The 13,653-nt window shown below is 66.2% G+C and carries 17 protein-coding genes; 6 read left to right on the forward strand and 11 right to left on the reverse strand.

Features of this window, described 5'->3' with window-relative positions; all coding sequences use genetic code 11:
• Position 1: 1 nt before the first annotated feature.
• The 7 genes from QOL57_RS21115 to QOL57_RS21145 all read right to left on the reverse strand — a co-directional run bounded on the left by QOL57_RS21115 (position 2) and on the right by QOL57_RS21145 (position 5,363).
• Entirely contained in the window at positions 2 to 730 is a 729-nt protein-coding gene (locus QOL57_RS21115) for an HAD-IA family hydrolase (RefSeq protein WP_089241387.1), read from the reverse strand.
• 68 nt (positions 731 to 798) lie between these two features.
• Positions 799 to 1,266: a hypothetical protein gene (locus tag QOL57_RS21120; protein WP_089241385.1), complete on the reverse strand. Its 468-nt coding sequence runs from the start codon at positions 1,264 to 1,266 to the stop codon at positions 799 to 801.
• Between the two features lie 93 nt (positions 1,267 to 1,359).
• A complete protein-coding gene (locus QOL57_RS21125) occupies positions 1,360 to 2,466 on the reverse strand; it encodes an AI-2E family transporter (protein ID WP_089241383.1) in 1,107 nt (368 codons plus the stop codon).
• 67 nt (positions 2,467 to 2,533) lie between these two features.
• The gene (locus QOL57_RS21130) at positions 2,534 to 2,989 is read right to left on the reverse strand and encodes a protein sip-5 (protein ID WP_089241381.1); all 456 of its coding nucleotides are present in this window, start codon (positions 2,987 to 2,989) and stop codon (positions 2,534 to 2,536) included.
• Positions 2,986 to 3,456, reverse strand: coding sequence for a phage holin family protein (locus tag QOL57_RS21135; RefSeq protein ID WP_089241379.1), 471 nt, complete (start codon positions 3,454 to 3,456; stop codon positions 2,986 to 2,988). Before QOL57_RS21135 ends, QOL57_RS21130 begins: the two co-directional genes overlap by 4 nt.
• 8 nt (positions 3,457 to 3,464) lie before the next feature.
• On the reverse strand, positions 3,465 to 3,827 hold the full coding sequence (locus QOL57_RS21140) for a hypothetical protein (protein ID WP_025878359.1): 363 nt from the start codon (positions 3,825 to 3,827) through the stop codon (positions 3,465 to 3,467).
• 102 nt (positions 3,828 to 3,929) lie between these two features.
• A complete protein-coding gene (locus tag QOL57_RS21145; RefSeq protein WP_089241377.1) occupies positions 3,930 to 5,363 on the reverse strand; it encodes a Do family serine endopeptidase in 1,434 nt (477 codons plus the stop codon).
• A 489-nt stretch (positions 5,364 to 5,852) separates the two neighbouring features.
• On the opposite strand from QOL57_RS21145, the gene QOL57_RS21150 reads away from it, so the two are divergent.
• Together QOL57_RS21150 and QOL57_RS21155 are read left to right on the forward strand one after the other, a co-directional pair.
• Positions 5,853 to 6,767, forward strand: coding sequence for a histone (locus QOL57_RS21150; RefSeq protein ID WP_089241375.1), 915 nt, complete (start codon positions 5,853 to 5,855; stop codon positions 6,765 to 6,767).
• A 137-nt stretch (positions 6,768 to 6,904) separates the two neighbouring features.
• Positions 6,905 to 7,591 carry a hypothetical protein gene (locus QOL57_RS21155; protein WP_089241373.1) on the forward strand — a complete coding sequence of 229 codons (687 nt, stop codon included), beginning with the start codon at positions 6,905 to 6,907 and terminating at the stop codon, positions 7,589 to 7,591.
• 15 nt (positions 7,592 to 7,606) lie between these two features.
• On the opposite strand, the gene QOL57_RS21160 is transcribed toward QOL57_RS21155, so the two are convergent.
• Positions 7,607 to 7,966 (reverse strand): DUF1428 domain-containing protein, encoded by a 360-nt coding sequence (locus tag QOL57_RS21160; RefSeq protein WP_089241371.1) that lies wholly within the window; start codon positions 7,964 to 7,966, stop codon positions 7,607 to 7,609.
• A 279-nt stretch (positions 7,967 to 8,245) separates the two neighbouring features.
• On the opposite strand from QOL57_RS21160, the gene QOL57_RS21165 reads away from it, so the two are divergent.
• Both QOL57_RS21165 and QOL57_RS21170 read left to right on the forward strand, forming a co-directional pair.
• Entirely contained in the window at positions 8,246 to 8,818 is a 573-nt protein-coding gene (locus QOL57_RS21165; RefSeq protein ID WP_089241369.1) for an Ax21 family protein, read from the forward strand.
• Positions 8,819 to 9,008: 190 nt separating this feature from the next.
• On the forward strand, positions 9,009 to 9,686 hold the full coding sequence (locus QOL57_RS21170; RefSeq protein WP_089241367.1) for a response regulator transcription factor: 678 nt from the start codon (positions 9,009 to 9,011) through the stop codon (positions 9,684 to 9,686).
• 9 nt (positions 9,687 to 9,695) lie between these two features.
• On the opposite strand, the gene QOL57_RS21175 is transcribed toward QOL57_RS21170, so the two are convergent.
• Complete coding sequence (locus tag QOL57_RS21175) at positions 9,696 to 10,085, reverse strand: DUF6165 family protein (RefSeq protein ID WP_089241365.1); 390 nt, start codon at positions 10,083 to 10,085, stop codon at positions 9,696 to 9,698.
• A 165-nt stretch (positions 10,086 to 10,250) separates the two neighbouring features.
• Between QOL57_RS21175 and QOL57_RS21180 the strand changes: the two genes are divergently transcribed.
• The gene (locus tag QOL57_RS21180) at positions 10,251 to 10,955 is read left to right on the forward strand and encodes a TorF family putative porin (protein WP_089241363.1); all 705 of its coding nucleotides are present in this window, start codon (positions 10,251 to 10,253) and stop codon (positions 10,953 to 10,955) included.
• Here QOL57_RS21180 and QOL57_RS21185 read toward each other — a convergent pair.
• Positions 10,952 to 12,145 carry an MFS transporter gene (locus QOL57_RS21185; protein WP_089241361.1) on the reverse strand — a complete coding sequence of 398 codons (1,194 nt, stop codon included), beginning with the start codon at positions 12,143 to 12,145 and terminating at the stop codon, positions 10,952 to 10,954. The genes QOL57_RS21180 and QOL57_RS21185 overlap by 4 nt on opposite strands.
• Positions 12,146 to 12,244: 99 nt before the next feature.
• On the opposite strand from QOL57_RS21185, the gene QOL57_RS21190 reads away from it, so the two are divergent.
• Complete coding sequence (locus QOL57_RS21190; protein WP_089241359.1) at positions 12,245 to 13,132, forward strand: LysR family transcriptional regulator; 888 nt, start codon at positions 12,245 to 12,247, stop codon at positions 13,130 to 13,132.
• Here QOL57_RS21190 and QOL57_RS21195 read toward each other — a convergent pair.
• Positions 13,101 to 13,568 (reverse strand): DUF1456 family protein, encoded by a 468-nt coding sequence (locus tag QOL57_RS21195; RefSeq protein ID WP_089241357.1) that lies wholly within the window; start codon positions 13,566 to 13,568, stop codon positions 13,101 to 13,103. The genes QOL57_RS21190 and QOL57_RS21195 overlap by 32 nt on opposite strands.
• Between the last annotated feature and the right edge of the window lie 85 nt (positions 13,569 to 13,653).

Here is a 13,653-nt window from a genome sequence, read left to right on the forward strand (position 1 = left end):
GTCAGGTACTCCGGGATTCGTCAGCGTCGGCGGCGTCGAGGTTGGCATCGAGCCAATCGGCCAGGCCGGTGAGGGTGTCGAACTGCAGGTCAGGTTGCAGCTGCGGATGGTTCCAGGTGGCCGCTTCGCGGTTGATCCAGCAGCCGCGCAGGCCGGCAGCCATCGCGCCGGCCACGTCCATCTCGACGTGGTCGCCCACGTGCAGCACCTGTGCCGGGGCGACGCCCAGGCGGTCGCAGGCCGCGTGGAAAATGCTTGCTTCGGGCTTGGCTGCGCCATGCTCGCGCGCGCCCAGCTGGAAGCTGAAGTGATGGGCCAGGCCGATTCGTTCCAGGTCGGCGTTGCCGTTGCTCAACGCGGCCACCGGCACCCGCGCGGCGATCCGCGCCAGGGCGTCGAGCGCATCGGGGTAGCACTCCACCTGGTTGCGCGCGGCGTAGAACACTTCATACGCCGGTTCCAGAAGGTCCAGGCTGGCGCCACTGTTTTCCAGCGCCTCCTGGATCGTCAGCCGGCGCAGCGCGCTCAGGTCGAAATGCAGGTGGGGGTTGTCGCGGAACGAGCGCTCGCGCAGTTCGCGCATGGCCGCCACCGGATACATCGCGGCGGTGGCGGGGCTGTGTTCACGCATCCAGTCGAACAGGACCTGGTCGATGCGGGCGCCGATCGGAGCGAACGGCCACAGCGTATCGTCGAGGTCGAGGGTGATGGCAAGGACAGGGAATTTCACCCCGCCATTCTACGCCTGCCCGCGCACGCTTTCATGCGCGCGACGGGCAGGGGGCGCTGCAGGGTGCGTCAGCGCAGGTCGTAGGAGCAGCCGATGGTGGTCTGGCCGTCGAACCGCTGCACATCCAGGTTGTGCCGGCCCACTTCCCGCGTGTAGCTGCCTGCCACTGGGTCGGACAGCTTCGCCAGTGCCGCGATCTGTTCGACGCTGGCGGTGCTGAAGTACGCGGTGAAACTGTCGACGCCATCCTCGCCGCTGTCGCCGTCGTACGCCTGCAGGCGGTTCACTGGCTGACCCAGCACCATCAGCGGCGTGGTCAACAGGAACTCACCGCTGGACTCCCCGTTCTCCGCCCGCAGCGGCGGCGGCGCCAGCAACTGGGCGATCGTTTCGAACTGCTTGGGGGTGAGGTGGCGCTGGCAGGTGACCGCTTCGACCAGCTGGGCACGCGCCTGCTCGACTGCCGGCGGCGTCGCGGCGAAAGCAGGGGTGGCAAGGCAGGCAAGGGCGAGGCAGCGTGTGGCGAACGAGGTCATCCGAACGGATCCATCCGAAAAAAGGGGGACTATTCTGCCAGTTCTGCCCTTGTTTCCGGCCCTGCCATCGGCGCGATCATTGCCCTGGCCGACTCACTCCAGCAAGCGCGCCCAGCCCTGCATGCCCTCCAGTCGTGCCAGCACCAGCTTGATGCAGACCAGCAGCGGCACCGCCAGCAGCAGGCCGATCATGCCCCAGGCCCAGCCGAACACCATCAACGCCAGGATCAGCACCAGCGGTGACAGTTTCATCTGCCGGCCAAGCACGATCGGCGTCACCATCTGCCCTTCCAGGGTATGCAGGGTGAGGTAGGCGGCCGCAGGCAGCAGCGCCTGCAGCGGGTCGCGGAACTCGACGAAGCCCATCAGCAGCATCAATGCCACGCCGAGCAGCGGGCCGACATAGGGCGCGAAATTCAGCAGCGCCGCCACGGTGCCCCACAGCAGGGCCTCCTGCAGGCCGATGCCGAGCAGCATCAGTACGCCGGCCAACAGCAGGCCGACCACGGTGTTGATCACGCTGATGGTCAATACGTAGCGCGATACCTCATGCTCGATCGAGCGCAGGATATCGCTGGTGAAGCGCTGCTGCTGCCGGTTCGGGAACAGGGCGATCGCCGCGCGCTGCAGGCTCTGGCCGTAGATCATGAAGAACAGCGTCAGCAGCACGACGGCCAGCACCGAGGCCGCCAGCCGCGGCGCGCGGGTGAGCATGCGGTAAGGATCGTCCAGCTGGGTGCGGATCACCTGCACCTTGCGGTTGCCGTCGCCACCGGCCACGCGCGCGAAATTCTCCGCCGCCTGGTTCGCCTGCTGCACCGGCTTGGTCAGGTCCTGCACCTGGCGCGCGACCTTGCGCAGCTGCTGTGGTGCTTCCTGTGCCCAGTCCATCGCCGGGCCGATCAGCTGCACCGCCAATGCACCGGTCACGCCCAGTCCGGCGCCCAGCACCAGCAGGGCGCCGAGCGCGCGCGGAATCCACAGCTTCTGCAGCAGCCGCAGGATCGGGTTGCCGACCAGGGCGAAGAACATCGCCAGCAGGACCGGCAGGATGATGTCCTGTGCCGCCCACAGGGTGAATGCCACAGCCAGGGTCGCCAGTATCACCAGCGACATCGGGCCACGTGGGCGCGAGGTGGGAGGCAGCGGTACGGGGGCGTCCGGCGCAGGCGACGACGGGGACAACAGGGACTCGCTCATCGACGCACCGACCGGGAAGAGAAGCCCATTATCGGCCCGCCGCGATCAACGCGGCGGGTAAGGATCGTCAACGTTCGGACAATTCGGTGGCCGCTTCGGCCGGACGGGGGCCACGCAGCTCCGAGTCGGGCTCGGGCGCCGGCTGCGCTGCCGGCCGTGCTGTCGGACGTGCCGCTGCGGGTGGCGGCTGCTCGGCGGCTTCATCGGCCTGGTCGGCGGCGTCGTCTGCGGTTTCTGCCGCCTGCGCCGCCACCACAGTGGCAAACGCGGCCTGCGCGCTGGCGAACAGGCTGGACACCGAGCCCACCATCTGCAGCCAACGTGCTCCGTTGACCTTGCCCGGGACCTCAAGCTTGCCGGCGATGAAGCCGCCGGCCAGACCGACCACCACGATGCGCAGTGGCGACCAGCCCTGTCGCCAGACCTGGCTGAGCACGCCCCAGTTGCCCTGGGTTTCGCCGATGCGCACGGCCATCACCTGTTCGCAGCGCTTCACCCGCCGCTGCAGTGCACCGAACTTCATGGCTTGCCCTCCGGAATCTGCACGCCGGCATCGGGATCATCATCGGTCGGCTCATCGAACAGGCCCAACCGCGACAACTGGCGCCGGGTGGCGTGCATGCCGGTGTGGTGGAAGAAGTACGAAACCCGCCAGATCGCATAACCGGTGACGGCCAGGCTCAGCAACGAGGTGATCAGCAGCGCCTGCAGCCAGCTCAGGCCGAAGCTCTGCAGCAGGGCGATCAGGGTGGCGGCCATCAGCAGCCACGCCGAGGCGCCGAACACGATGGCGACGCCTGCCCACGCCAACGCACGCCCGAACGCGCTGCGTGCAAGCGCGAAGTCCGCTGACGCCAACCGGCGCAGCGAACGCAGCGAGTGCTTGGCCGAATCGACGGTCGCCCGGCCGGCAGCGCCGACCTGGCGGATGCTCTCGTCCAACGGCGGCGTGGCCGCCGGATCGGGACGTTGCGTGGTGTCTTCGCTCACGCCGCAGCTTACTTGTCGCTGCCGCGGGCCAGCTTGGCGATGATCCAGCCGGTAGCGAAGGCCACGCCGAACGAGGCCAGCGGACGTTCGCGGATCAGTTCAGCGGCGCTGTCGATCAGGTCCTTGCCCTTGTCCATCAGTGCGTCGACCTGTTCCTTGGCGGCGGCACCACCGAACTCGGCGGCAGCCAAGCCCGACAGTGCGCTGTCGGACAGTTCAGCCTTGACGTTGGCCTTGCCGATGCGCAGTTCGTCGGTCGCGGCGCCGGTAGCGCCCTTGATCGCACCGCCGGCAGCGCTGGCGGCCTGCTTCAGGTGGGAACCGGCTTCACCCAGGTGGTCCTTCAGGTTCTCGGTATTGGTGGGGCTCATCGAATCACTCCTGTTGCGATGGGGGAACGGGCGATCGGCTCAGCCGACCTGGACATACAGAGATAGCATCACGCGGGTATAGGGGGCGTTACGGCCAGGCGATCACCGCATCACCAACTGGCCCTGCTGCTGGCCATTGTTGCGCAGGACGCGCAGCACCAGGGTTGGCGGGCGCTGCTGGAAATTGGCACGCCAGCTGGCCAGGTCGGCGAATTCGCCAACCGTGGCATCGGTGATGATGTCGCCCTGCTGCAGGCCATTGGTCGCCGCGCGGCTGCCGCGCTTGACCTCGCTGACCAGCACGCCGCCCACGCCGGACTGACGCAGCGATTCAGGCAGGTCGACGAAGCTGGCACCGGTCAGGCGCGGGTCCAGACTCTCACCGCTGACGACGCGCGCCTGCTCCTTCAGCGTGGCCTTGATCTGCAGCGGCTTGCCTTCGCGGCGAACGTCCAGGGTCAGCATGCTGCCCACCGCCGCCAGGCCTTCCACGTTGTGCAGTGCTTCGGCACTGTCCACACGCTGGCCGTTGGCCGAGACCACCACGTCGCCCGGCTTCAGCCCTGCGGCGGCACCGGCCGAACCGGCCAGCACGCGGGTCACCAGTGCGCCACGGGTTTCGCCCAGGCCCAGGCCCTGCGCGATCTGCGCGCTCAGGTTCTGGCTTTCGATGCCCAGCGTGCCGCGCACCACCACGCCATGCTTGACCAGCTGGTCCACCACGCTGCGGGCCAGGTTCGACGGAATCGCCAGGCCCAGGCCGATGTTGCCGGCCATGCTGCCCTGCGGGTTGAAGCTGGCGGTGTTGATGCCCACCAGCTGGCCCTGCAGGTTGACCAGCGCGCCACCGGAATTGCCCGGGTTGATCGATGCATCGGTCTGGATGAAGTTCTGGTAGCCCAGCCCGCGGATGCCACTGCGGCCCACCGCCGAGACGATGCCCGAGGTGACCGTCTGGCTGAAACCGAACGGATTGCCGATGGCGACCACGAAGTCGCCCACCCGCAACTGGTCGCTGTTGCCCAGCTTGATGTCGGTCAGGTTCTGCGCCGGAATGCGGATCAGCGCGATGTCGGTGTCGCGGTCCGAGCCGAGGAATTCGGCCTTGACCGTGCGCCCGTCGGCCAGTGTCACCTGCACGTCATCGGCGTTGTCGATGACGTGGTGGTTGGTCAGCACCAAGCCTTCGGTGGCATCGATGATGACGCCCGAACCGAGTGACTCGTTGATCCGCTCCTGCGGAATATCCGGGAACAGGCGGCGGAAGAACGGGTCGTTGAAGAACGGGTTGCGTACCCGCACCACCTGCTTGGTGTTGACGCTGACCACCGCCGGCATCGCTTTTTCCAGCATCGGTGCAAGCGATGGCACCGCCTGCCCGGCGACCGATGCCGGCAGCGCTGCGGTGGTGGGCAGCACCGCCGGCAGTGGAGCGGCGTCGGCTCGGTTGTCCAGGTGCGCGTTGAGGCCGGTGGCAACGAAGCCGCCGAAGGCAGCAGCGATTGCGAGCGTAAGCAGGGTGGGAAGCGGTCGCATGGGAGTCGGTTCGCAGGCTGGGGTGGGGGCCGTTGACGCATACGGTAGAACAAGCTGAATGAGTGTGTCGCGATCTGGATAAATGCCCCATGAAAATCCGACCCGTGCCGAGGGCGCCGAAAAGGTGCCGTGCGCGTCGTACCGCTGTTCGCGACAGCCGCGCGCGAGCGCCGCACGGCAAGCCGACGGCGCCGTGATACACCGCGACACTTGCGCAGTTCCGCGCATCCTGACCTTGCGATGACGCTCATTGCTGCGCGGATGCGTTGCTGCTGCCAGTGTCTGCTCCGGCATGCCGGCAGCAGGCAGGCTGCGCAGCACACTGCTTAAAAAAAGGGATTTCCTGACTGCGGGGCGCGTCAGTCGCCGCCATCACTTACACCAGTTGCGTCGCAACAGATGCGATTGACTGGCCGTGCCCGTTCCACGATAGCCATTGTCGGTATAGCATCGCCCCGTTTTGACAATCCAGGCCCCTAGGAGGGCAACATGAGCAACGGTAATGGTGTGTCGGTCGTGACCGACGCCGTCGAGAACGTGAAAGAAACCGCCACCAACGTCGGCGAGACCATCGCCCACGCCGCCGAAGACGCAGTGAAGTCGGTCAAGAAGACCGTCAAGCGCGCCCGCAAGGCTGCCACCACCCGCGTCGCCAAGGCCAAGAAGGTCGTGGCCAAGGTCGAGAAGACCGTTGCCAAGAAGGCCGAGAAGGCCGCCAAGTCGGTCGGCAAGACCGTTGCCAACGCCAAGAAGAAGCTGGAAGCGGCCAAGAAGAATGCCAAGGCCGAAGCGGCTGCCCTGAAGAAGGAAGTGGCCAAGAAGAAGGCGGCTGCCGGCAAGACCGTGACCAAGAAGGCTGCTGCTGCCAAGAAGACCACCAAGGCTGCCGGCAAGAAGGTCGCCACCGTGAAGAAGGCCGCCACCAAGAAGGTTGCGACCGCCAAGAAGGCTGTTGCCAAGAAGACCGCTGCTGCCAAGAAGGTTGTCGGCAAGAAGGTCGCTACCGCCAAGAAGGCTGTAGCCAAGAAGGCTGTAGCCGCCAAGAAGGTTGTCGGCAAGAAGGTCGCTACCGCCAAGAAGGCTGTGGCCAAGAAGACTGTCGCTGCCAAGAAGGTCGCCGGCAAGAAGACCGTCGCTGCCAAGAAGGTTGTCGGCAAGAAGACCGTCGCTGCCAAGAAAGTTGCCGGCAAGAAGACCGTCGCTGCCAAGAAGGTTGTCGGCAAGAAGACCGCCGCTGCCAAGAAGGTCGTCGGCAAGAAGACCGCCGTCGCCAAGAAGGTTGTCGGCAAGAAGGTCGCCGCTACCCGCAAGACCGTGGCCAAGAAGGCTGCACCGCTGAAGAAGGCTGTGGCCAAGAAGGCTCCGGCCAAGAAGGCCGTGCGCAAGGCTGCCAAGCGCAAGTAATCGCGCGTGGTTCGAAGGCCCTTCCGCTCATCGGGCGGGAGGGCCTTCTGCGTTTTCGGGGGCGCTCATCCGCGCCTGACGTGGATCTGCGGCAGCAGGCTGGGGCAAGATGAAGGTCTTCCGCAGGAGCCCTGACCATGCGCGGTATCGATTTCAGTTCCTGGCAGGGCGTGCTGTCCACCCTGGCCGGGTTGGTCCTGATCACCCTGCTCGGCGTGGGTATCCGCCTGCTGGTGATGCAGACCCTGCAGCAGCGCCGCGAACGCGAGAACCGCCAGATCAACGAGCGGCTGCGTACGTTGATGGCAGCCTACAAGACGCTGGGTGGTTCCTTCACCGGTGAGCTGGGGGTCGACCCGGCCCATCTGCGCGATCTGCGCCAGCGGGCCCACGAAGAAGGCATCGCCGAGCCGGGCTCGGATCGGGCCAGGCGTATCCGCGATGCGGTCGAAGCGGCGTTGTCGGACATCCTGCTGCTGGGCACCGACGAGCAGGTACGACTGGCTGCCCGCGCTGCCAGTGAACTGGCGCAGGGGCGCCCGGTGCACACACACGAACTGGTGACCTCGCTGCGCGACTTCGTCCGCGAGGCGCTGGACCTTGCGCCGGTGCCGGCCGACCTGGAGATCCCGCGCCAAGGGCCTACCCGCCCTGCGGGCAGCGGTGGCGGAAGTGGTAAGGGCCGCAACGAGGGCGAAGCCAAGGGCGGTCGCGCCGGTGGTGGTGGCGGCATGGGCGCCGGAATGGGCGGGCTGGGTGTTGGCGCGGGTGCTGCGCTGGGTGCCGGCCATGCAGCCGGTGAGGATGAAGCGGGCGCCCGCTGAGGACGCCCGCCGGGGTCAGCGTTTGAGTTCGAAGATCGGCTCGAATCCGCCGTAGATCATCCGCGCACCGTCGAACGGCATGGGATTCTTCGTAGGGTCCAACCGCGGGTCTTCCATCATCTTCTGCATGCCTGCATCGCGGGTGGCCTTGTCCGGCCACTCGATCCAGGAAAACACAACCGTTTCCTCCGTCGTGGCTTTCACCGCGCCGAAGAAGTCGGTGGTCTTGCCATGTGGCACGTCATCGCCCCAGCCTTCGACTACCCGCAGCGCTCCGTATTCCAGGAACACCACATCGGCGCTGCGGGCGTGGGCGAGGAATTTCTCCTTGTTGGCGGTCGGCACCGCCAGTACGAAACCATCGATGTAACTCATCGCTTGCCTCCGGAATGGACCATGCCGGGTGCACGGCCTTCATTGAGTCGACGCTTCAGGGCGCGGGAAATCGACATCGATTGCCGCACCGTTGAATCGAAGCGCGTGCGCGTACCGCGCGCGTATGCCTGAGCCTTGCTGAATCAATGCAAAAAATTCAGCAATGCGAAGACTGCTGTTTTCAGGGAGCGTTGTGGCGAATAACGGAGAATTTACATTCCCGATGCGATGGCGCCCTGGCGCTGCTGCACACCATAAGAAAGTAAAAGGTGTACCCCCATGAAGAATTCGCTGATTGCTCTGGCTCTGGCCGCTGCCCTGCCGTTCACCGCTTCGGCCGCCGAGAACCTGTCCTACAACTACGCCGAGGCTGATTACGCCAAGACCGACGTTGACGGCATCAAGGCTGATGGCTGGGGCGTGAAGGGTTCCTACGGCTTCCTGCCGAACTTCCACGCGTTCGGCGAATACAGCCGTCAGGAAGTCGACCACACCAACATCAAGGTTGACCAGTGGAAGGTCGGTGCCGGCTACAACGTCGAAATCGCTCCGTCGACCGACTTCGTTGCCCGCGTTGCCTACCAGAAGTTCGACCGCAAGCACGGCCTGGATTTCAACGGCTACAGCGCTGAAGCCGGTATCCGTACCGCGTTCGGTGCCCACGCTGAGGTCTACGGCCTGGTCGGTTACGAAGACTATTCGAAGAAGCACGGCGTCGACATCGACAGCCAGTGGTACGGCCGTCTGGGTGGTCAGGTCAAGCTGAACCAGAACTGGGGCCTGAACGGCGAGCTGAAGATGAACCGTCACGGCGACAAGGAATACACCGTCGGCCCGCGCTTCAGCTGGTAATTGCATCTACGGCGCGCCCGCGCGCTGTTCGTGCTGCAACAGGCCCGGCATTGCCGGGCCTGTTGCGTTATGGGAATCAAAACAGAGTCTGACTGCGATGCGCGGCGTCATGTTGCATTGCAATGAATTGGATTCCGCCACCGCCAGTGGCGGCCTACGGTGGATATCCCGTGCTGCCGGATACACCGCGATGCCGCCCGTACTCCCACCGCTGCTCCCCGATCGGCCGCGCCGTCTGGCACTGCTGGATCCGCATCCGGTGCTGCGGCTGGGGGTGGAAGTGTTGCTGCGCCAGCAGAGCGGTGTGCACGTGCGGGGCAGCTACGCCAACGAACGTGATCTGTTGCAACTGCTGGAAAGCGAACCGGGCTGCGTTGACCTGCTGGTGATCGATGCACTGCCGCTGGGCGATCTTGGCGATGGCCTGCAGCTGCTGCGCGGGTTGTCCCGGCGCTGGCCCAGCGTGCCGATACTGGTGCTGTCCGCGCACTGCAATGCCAGTACCGTGGCCACGACGATGCAGGCCGGTGCACGCGGCTTCCTGTCCAAGGCGACTACGCCGGAAATGCTGCTGCGTGCGGCGGACGTGGTTGCCCGCGGTGGGCGTTTCGTGCCCCCGGATCTGCGCACGCAGCTGAATCGATCACGCTCGCGGCGCATGTCGGCGCCCTCCCTGGCGCCCTTGAGCAGGCGTGAGCGCGAAGTGCTGCGGCTGCTGCTGCAGGGCTGCAGCACCGGCGAAGTGGCGCGGCGCTTCCAGCGCTCGGCCAGCACCATCAGCACACAGAAGAAAGCCGCCTACCAGAAGCTGGGCATCCGCAGCGATGTCGAACTGTTCCGCATCCGCCACCTGCTGGAGTGCGGCTGACGGGCGTGCTTACTCGCCCTGGTACTGCTTTTCCTCGACCAGCGCCGAACCGGCGACACGGTTGATCTCGTTCTTCACCTGCACGCGTTCGCCATTGGTGCCGTACACGCCGCGCGCCAGCTGGATGAACGCCGCGTCGAACACCTGCGCCGCTTCCTTGTCGCGCAGCTGGTCCTGGATCTCCCACATGCGCTCGTTGATGGCCTTCAGCTGCGTCTTCAGCGCGGCCAGTGCCGGCTGTGCGTCAAGCTGCTGCTGCAGCAGCGGCAGCAGGCCGTCAAGTTCGGTGCGCACGTTGGCCAGCTTGGTCGCATCGTCGATGCGCTCGGCCTTGATCTCGAGAATGGTGATCTTGTCGATCAGCTCGCCGATCGATACCGGGGTCAGGATGGCGTCCACGTGGTTGGTCCCTGGAAATAGGCCCGCATGATACCGCGCTCACCGCGGCGCGGATTTACGCCGAATTTGCGCTGGCACGGCGGCATCGCCATCGAACCGTTACGGCCATGCCGTCGACACTGCCGTCCCGGCGGACAGACCGCCTTCGACGAGGAAGTGAGTGCAGTGAAGAGCAAGGGGATGATCGTGGCCAGCGCGGCCGCACTGGCGGGGCTGCTGTGCGCCGGCAGCGTGCAGGCACAGGTACAGGTACAGGTGAGTGGCACGGCGGCATTGACCAGCGACTATGTATGGCGCGGCAGCTCGCAGAGCGACGGCGATCCGGCCGCGCAGGTGGGGGCAAAGGTGACGGTGGGGTCGGGCTGGTATGCCAGCGCCTGGGGCTCGAATGTCTCGTTCACGCCGGACAACGGTGCTCGCAGCGAGTTCGATCTGGTCGCCGGCTGGTCCGGTGCGCTGTCGCCGGACTGGAGCCTGGATGCGAACCTCACCCGGTATGTCTATCCGGGTACCGGCCGCGCACTGGACTGGACCGAACTCAATGTCACCACCACCTGGAAGCAACGCGCCTGGCTGCAGGTCGCCCACTCCAGCGATGCCCTGGCCGGCGGCCGTCGCGGCACCTACGCGCAGCTGGGCGTGCGGGTGCCGGTGAACGAACGCGTGCGCCTGGAAGCAGCGGTGGGGCAGTACTGGCTGGCCACCGCGCAGGGGCCGGACTACCTGCATGGCCAGCTCAGTGCCATCGCCACGTTGACGCCGGCCTGGGAACTGCGCGCCACCGTGCATGACACCGACAGCGCCGCCAAACGGTTGTTCCCGGGCAATGCGGGTGGACGCTGGGAGCTGGCGCTGCAGGGCAGCTTCTAGTCGGCCGATGTTGCCTGGCGGGTGCGCCAGGCGGAGGGCAGCCACACCAGCAGGGCCAGTACCGCCACCGCGGTACCGGCCACGCACACACCGGTCCAGCCGAAGCGCTGGTAGACCTGCGCCGACAGCAGCGAGCCCAGCGAGCCACCGATGAAATAGCCGGTCATGTAACCGGCATTGAGGCGATTGCGTGCCTCCGGCTGCAGCGCGTAGATCAGGTTCTGGTTGCTGACATGCAGCAGCTGCGCGGCCAGATCCAGCACCACCACGCCGATCAGCAGCGCCAGCAGCGAGTGCGCCGACAGCCCCAGCGGCAGCCAGGACAGCAGCAACAGCACCAGCGCAATGGCCGTGGCTCGACCGGTCTGGCCACGGTCGGACATGCGCCCGGCCAGGCCGGCAGCCAGGGTACCGGCGGCTCCCACCAGGCCGAACAGGCCGATGGTGGCGTCGCTGTAGGCATACGGCGTCTGCGCCAGCAGGAAGGCCAACGGTGTCCAGAAGATCGCGAACATCGCAAAGCTGCAGGCACCGAGCAGCGTGCGCTGGCGCAGCACCGGTTCCTGTAGGAACAACGTGCCGATCGAACGCAGCAACGCGAAATAGCCCAGCCCGGCGGTGTGGTGGAAGCGCGGCAATCCACGCTGCAGGGCCAGTGCGGTCAGCACCAGCGTACCAGCGGCGATCGCATAGACCAGGCGCCAGTCGCCCAGGCTCGACAGCAGCCCGGCCACGGTGCGTGCCAGCAGGATGCCCAGCAGCAGTCCGCTCATAAGGGTGCCGACCACGCGGCCGCGATGCTCCGGTGCAGCCAGGGTGGCGGCGAACGGCACCAGTACCTGCGCCACCACCGAGAACAACCCGGTGATCGCGGTTCCGGCCAGCAGCCACGGCAACGACGGCGCGCATGCGCTGATCACCAGTCCGCTGGCCGACAACAACGTCATCACCACGATCAGCCGGCGGCGCTCGAACAGATCACCCAACGGCACCAGCAGGATGAGGCCGGCGGCGTAGCTCAACTGGGCAGCGGTGACCACCATGCCGACCTGGCCGAACGGCACGCCGAAGGCATCGGCGATGGTATGCAGCAACGGCTGCGCGTAGTAATTGCTGGCTACCGCGACGCCGGTGGCGACCGCCATCAACAGGATCTGCCAACGCTGCAGGGGAGGAAGGGAAGGGGACACGCGATGTTCCGTGAAACAGGGCAGTACAGTGTCCGCCTGCTGCGGGCATGATGGAAATGAATCATCATCATCCCTGTCATCTGGAATTGAGATACTGGCGTGAACCTCAAGCAGCTCGAGTTCGCCGTGGCCCTGGCGGAAGAAGGCAACTTCACCCGTGCGGCCGCGCGCTGCCACGTGGTGCAGTCTGCCCTGAGCCATCAGATCGCCCATCTGGAGCAGGAGCTGGGCACGGTGTTGTTCGAGCGGCTGCCGCGCCAAGTGCGTGCTACGGCCGCGGGCGAAGCGTTGCTGGTGCACGCGCGGCAGGTACTGGCCAGCCTGCGCCACCTGCGTGCCGACGTCGCCGCCGTCAGTGGTGAGGTGCGCGGGCTGCTGGCGATCGGGCAGATCTCGTCGCTGACCGGCATCGACGTGGTCGCGATGCTGGCGGCCTTCCAGCAGCAGCATCCGCAGGTCGAATTCCAGTTGCGGGTGGACAAGAGCGAGACCCTGCTGGAGCAGGTGCAGTCACGTGCATTGGACGTGGCGCTGGTGGGGCTGGCACCGTCGGCCGATCTTGAAGGCGTCTGCCACCAGATGCTGCAGGAAGAGGATCTGGTGGCCGTGCTGGCGCCGCAGCATCGGCTGGCCACGCGCCAGCGATTGCCGTTGGCGGCGCTGCAGGATGAGGCCCTAGTCGATTTCCCGCGGGGGACCGGCGCGCGCAGGCAGACCGATGATGCGTTCGCCGCAGCGGGCCTGCCGCATCAGGTGCGTTTCGAGGTCAACCTGATGGAACTGGTCGAGCGCTTCGTCCGCCACGGCCTGGCGGTGGGCATCGTGCCGGTGCGGATCGCCGACGGTTTCGAAGGGGTGGTGCAGGTGCCGCTGCAACCGACCCCGACCCGGCGCGTACATCTGGTCTGGCAGCGCCTGCCGACGCCGGCCGCACGCGCCTTTGTCGATGCCGTGCTCAGCCGCGCAGGCGCAGGCTCAGGCCCTTGAGGAAGTTACGCAGCATCTGGTCCAGACAGCGCCGATAGTTCTTGTGGCCGGGCTGGCGGAACAGCGCGCCGAGTTCGGATTTGGAGACAGTGAAGCCGATGCTGGTGAAGATCTCCATCATGTCGACGTCGCGCAGCTGGAAGGCCACGCGCAGCTTCTTCAGCACGAGATTGTTGTCGATGCGGGTTTCCACCGCGCGCGGCGCCTGGCCCTCATCCTGACCGCGCAGGTGCAGGATCAGGCCATCGAGGAAGTGCGCCAGCGCACTGTCGCTCATCGGCTGGAAACCCGGCTCGTCTTCACGCAGCAGCCAGGCCTTGGCCTGCTCGACATCCACGTCGAACGCCGGATCGGCCATCTGGCACAGGGTCACCACGTGGTGGTCGCCGAGGTCCAGGGAATAGCGCACGCTGCGCAGCACATCATTATTGATCATGGCCCATTGTACCGGCCCGGCGGCTGTAACCGGACTGTCACCGGATTGCAGCATCGTGAGCGCTGTTCTGCAGGGATTCCCTTCG

This window comes from Stenotrophomonas sp. yr243, from assembly GCF_900184195.1.
GTDB classification, from domain to species: domain Bacteria; phylum Pseudomonadota; class Gammaproteobacteria; order Xanthomonadales; family Xanthomonadaceae; genus Stenotrophomonas; species Stenotrophomonas lactitubi.

Bases quoted from the DNA above. Each gene is read 5' to 3' on its own strand.
- QOL57_RS21120 (WP_089241385.1), bottom strand. From the start codon at position 1,266: ATGACCTCGTTCGCCACACGCTGCCTCGCCCTTGCCTGCCTTGCCACC.
- QOL57_RS21145 (WP_089241377.1), bottom strand. From the start codon at position 5,363: ATGCGACCGCTTCCCACCCTGCTTACGCTCGCAATCGCTGCTGCCTTC.
- QOL57_RS21140 (WP_025878359.1), bottom strand. From the start codon at position 3,827: ATGAGCCCCACCAATACCGAGAACCTGAAGGACCACCTGGGTGAAGCC.
- QOL57_RS21195 (WP_089241357.1), bottom strand. From the start codon at position 13,568: ATGATCAATAATGATGTGCTGCGCAGCGTGCGCTATTCCCTGGACCTC.
- QOL57_RS21160 (WP_089241371.1), bottom strand. From the start codon at position 7,966: ATGAGTTACATCGATGGTTTCGTACTGGCGGTGCCGACCGCCAACAAG.
- QOL57_RS21170 (WP_089241367.1), top strand. From the start codon at position 9,009: ATGCCGCCCGTACTCCCACCGCTGCTCCCCGATCGGCCGCGCCGTCTG.
- QOL57_RS21155 (WP_089241373.1), top strand. From the start codon at position 6,905: ATGCGCGGTATCGATTTCAGTTCCTGGCAGGGCGTGCTGTCCACCCTG.
- QOL57_RS21130 (WP_089241381.1), bottom strand. From the start codon at position 2,989: ATGAAGTTCGGTGCACTGCAGCGGCGGGTGAAGCGCTGCGAACAGGTG.
- QOL57_RS21150 (WP_089241375.1), top strand. From the start codon at position 5,853: ATGAGCAACGGTAATGGTGTGTCGGTCGTGACCGACGCCGTCGAGAAC.
- QOL57_RS21165 (WP_089241369.1), top strand. From the start codon at position 8,246: ATGAAGAATTCGCTGATTGCTCTGGCTCTGGCCGCTGCCCTGCCGTTC.
- QOL57_RS21125 (WP_089241383.1), bottom strand. From the start codon at position 2,466: ATGAGCGAGTCCCTGTTGTCCCCGTCGTCGCCTGCGCCGGACGCCCCC.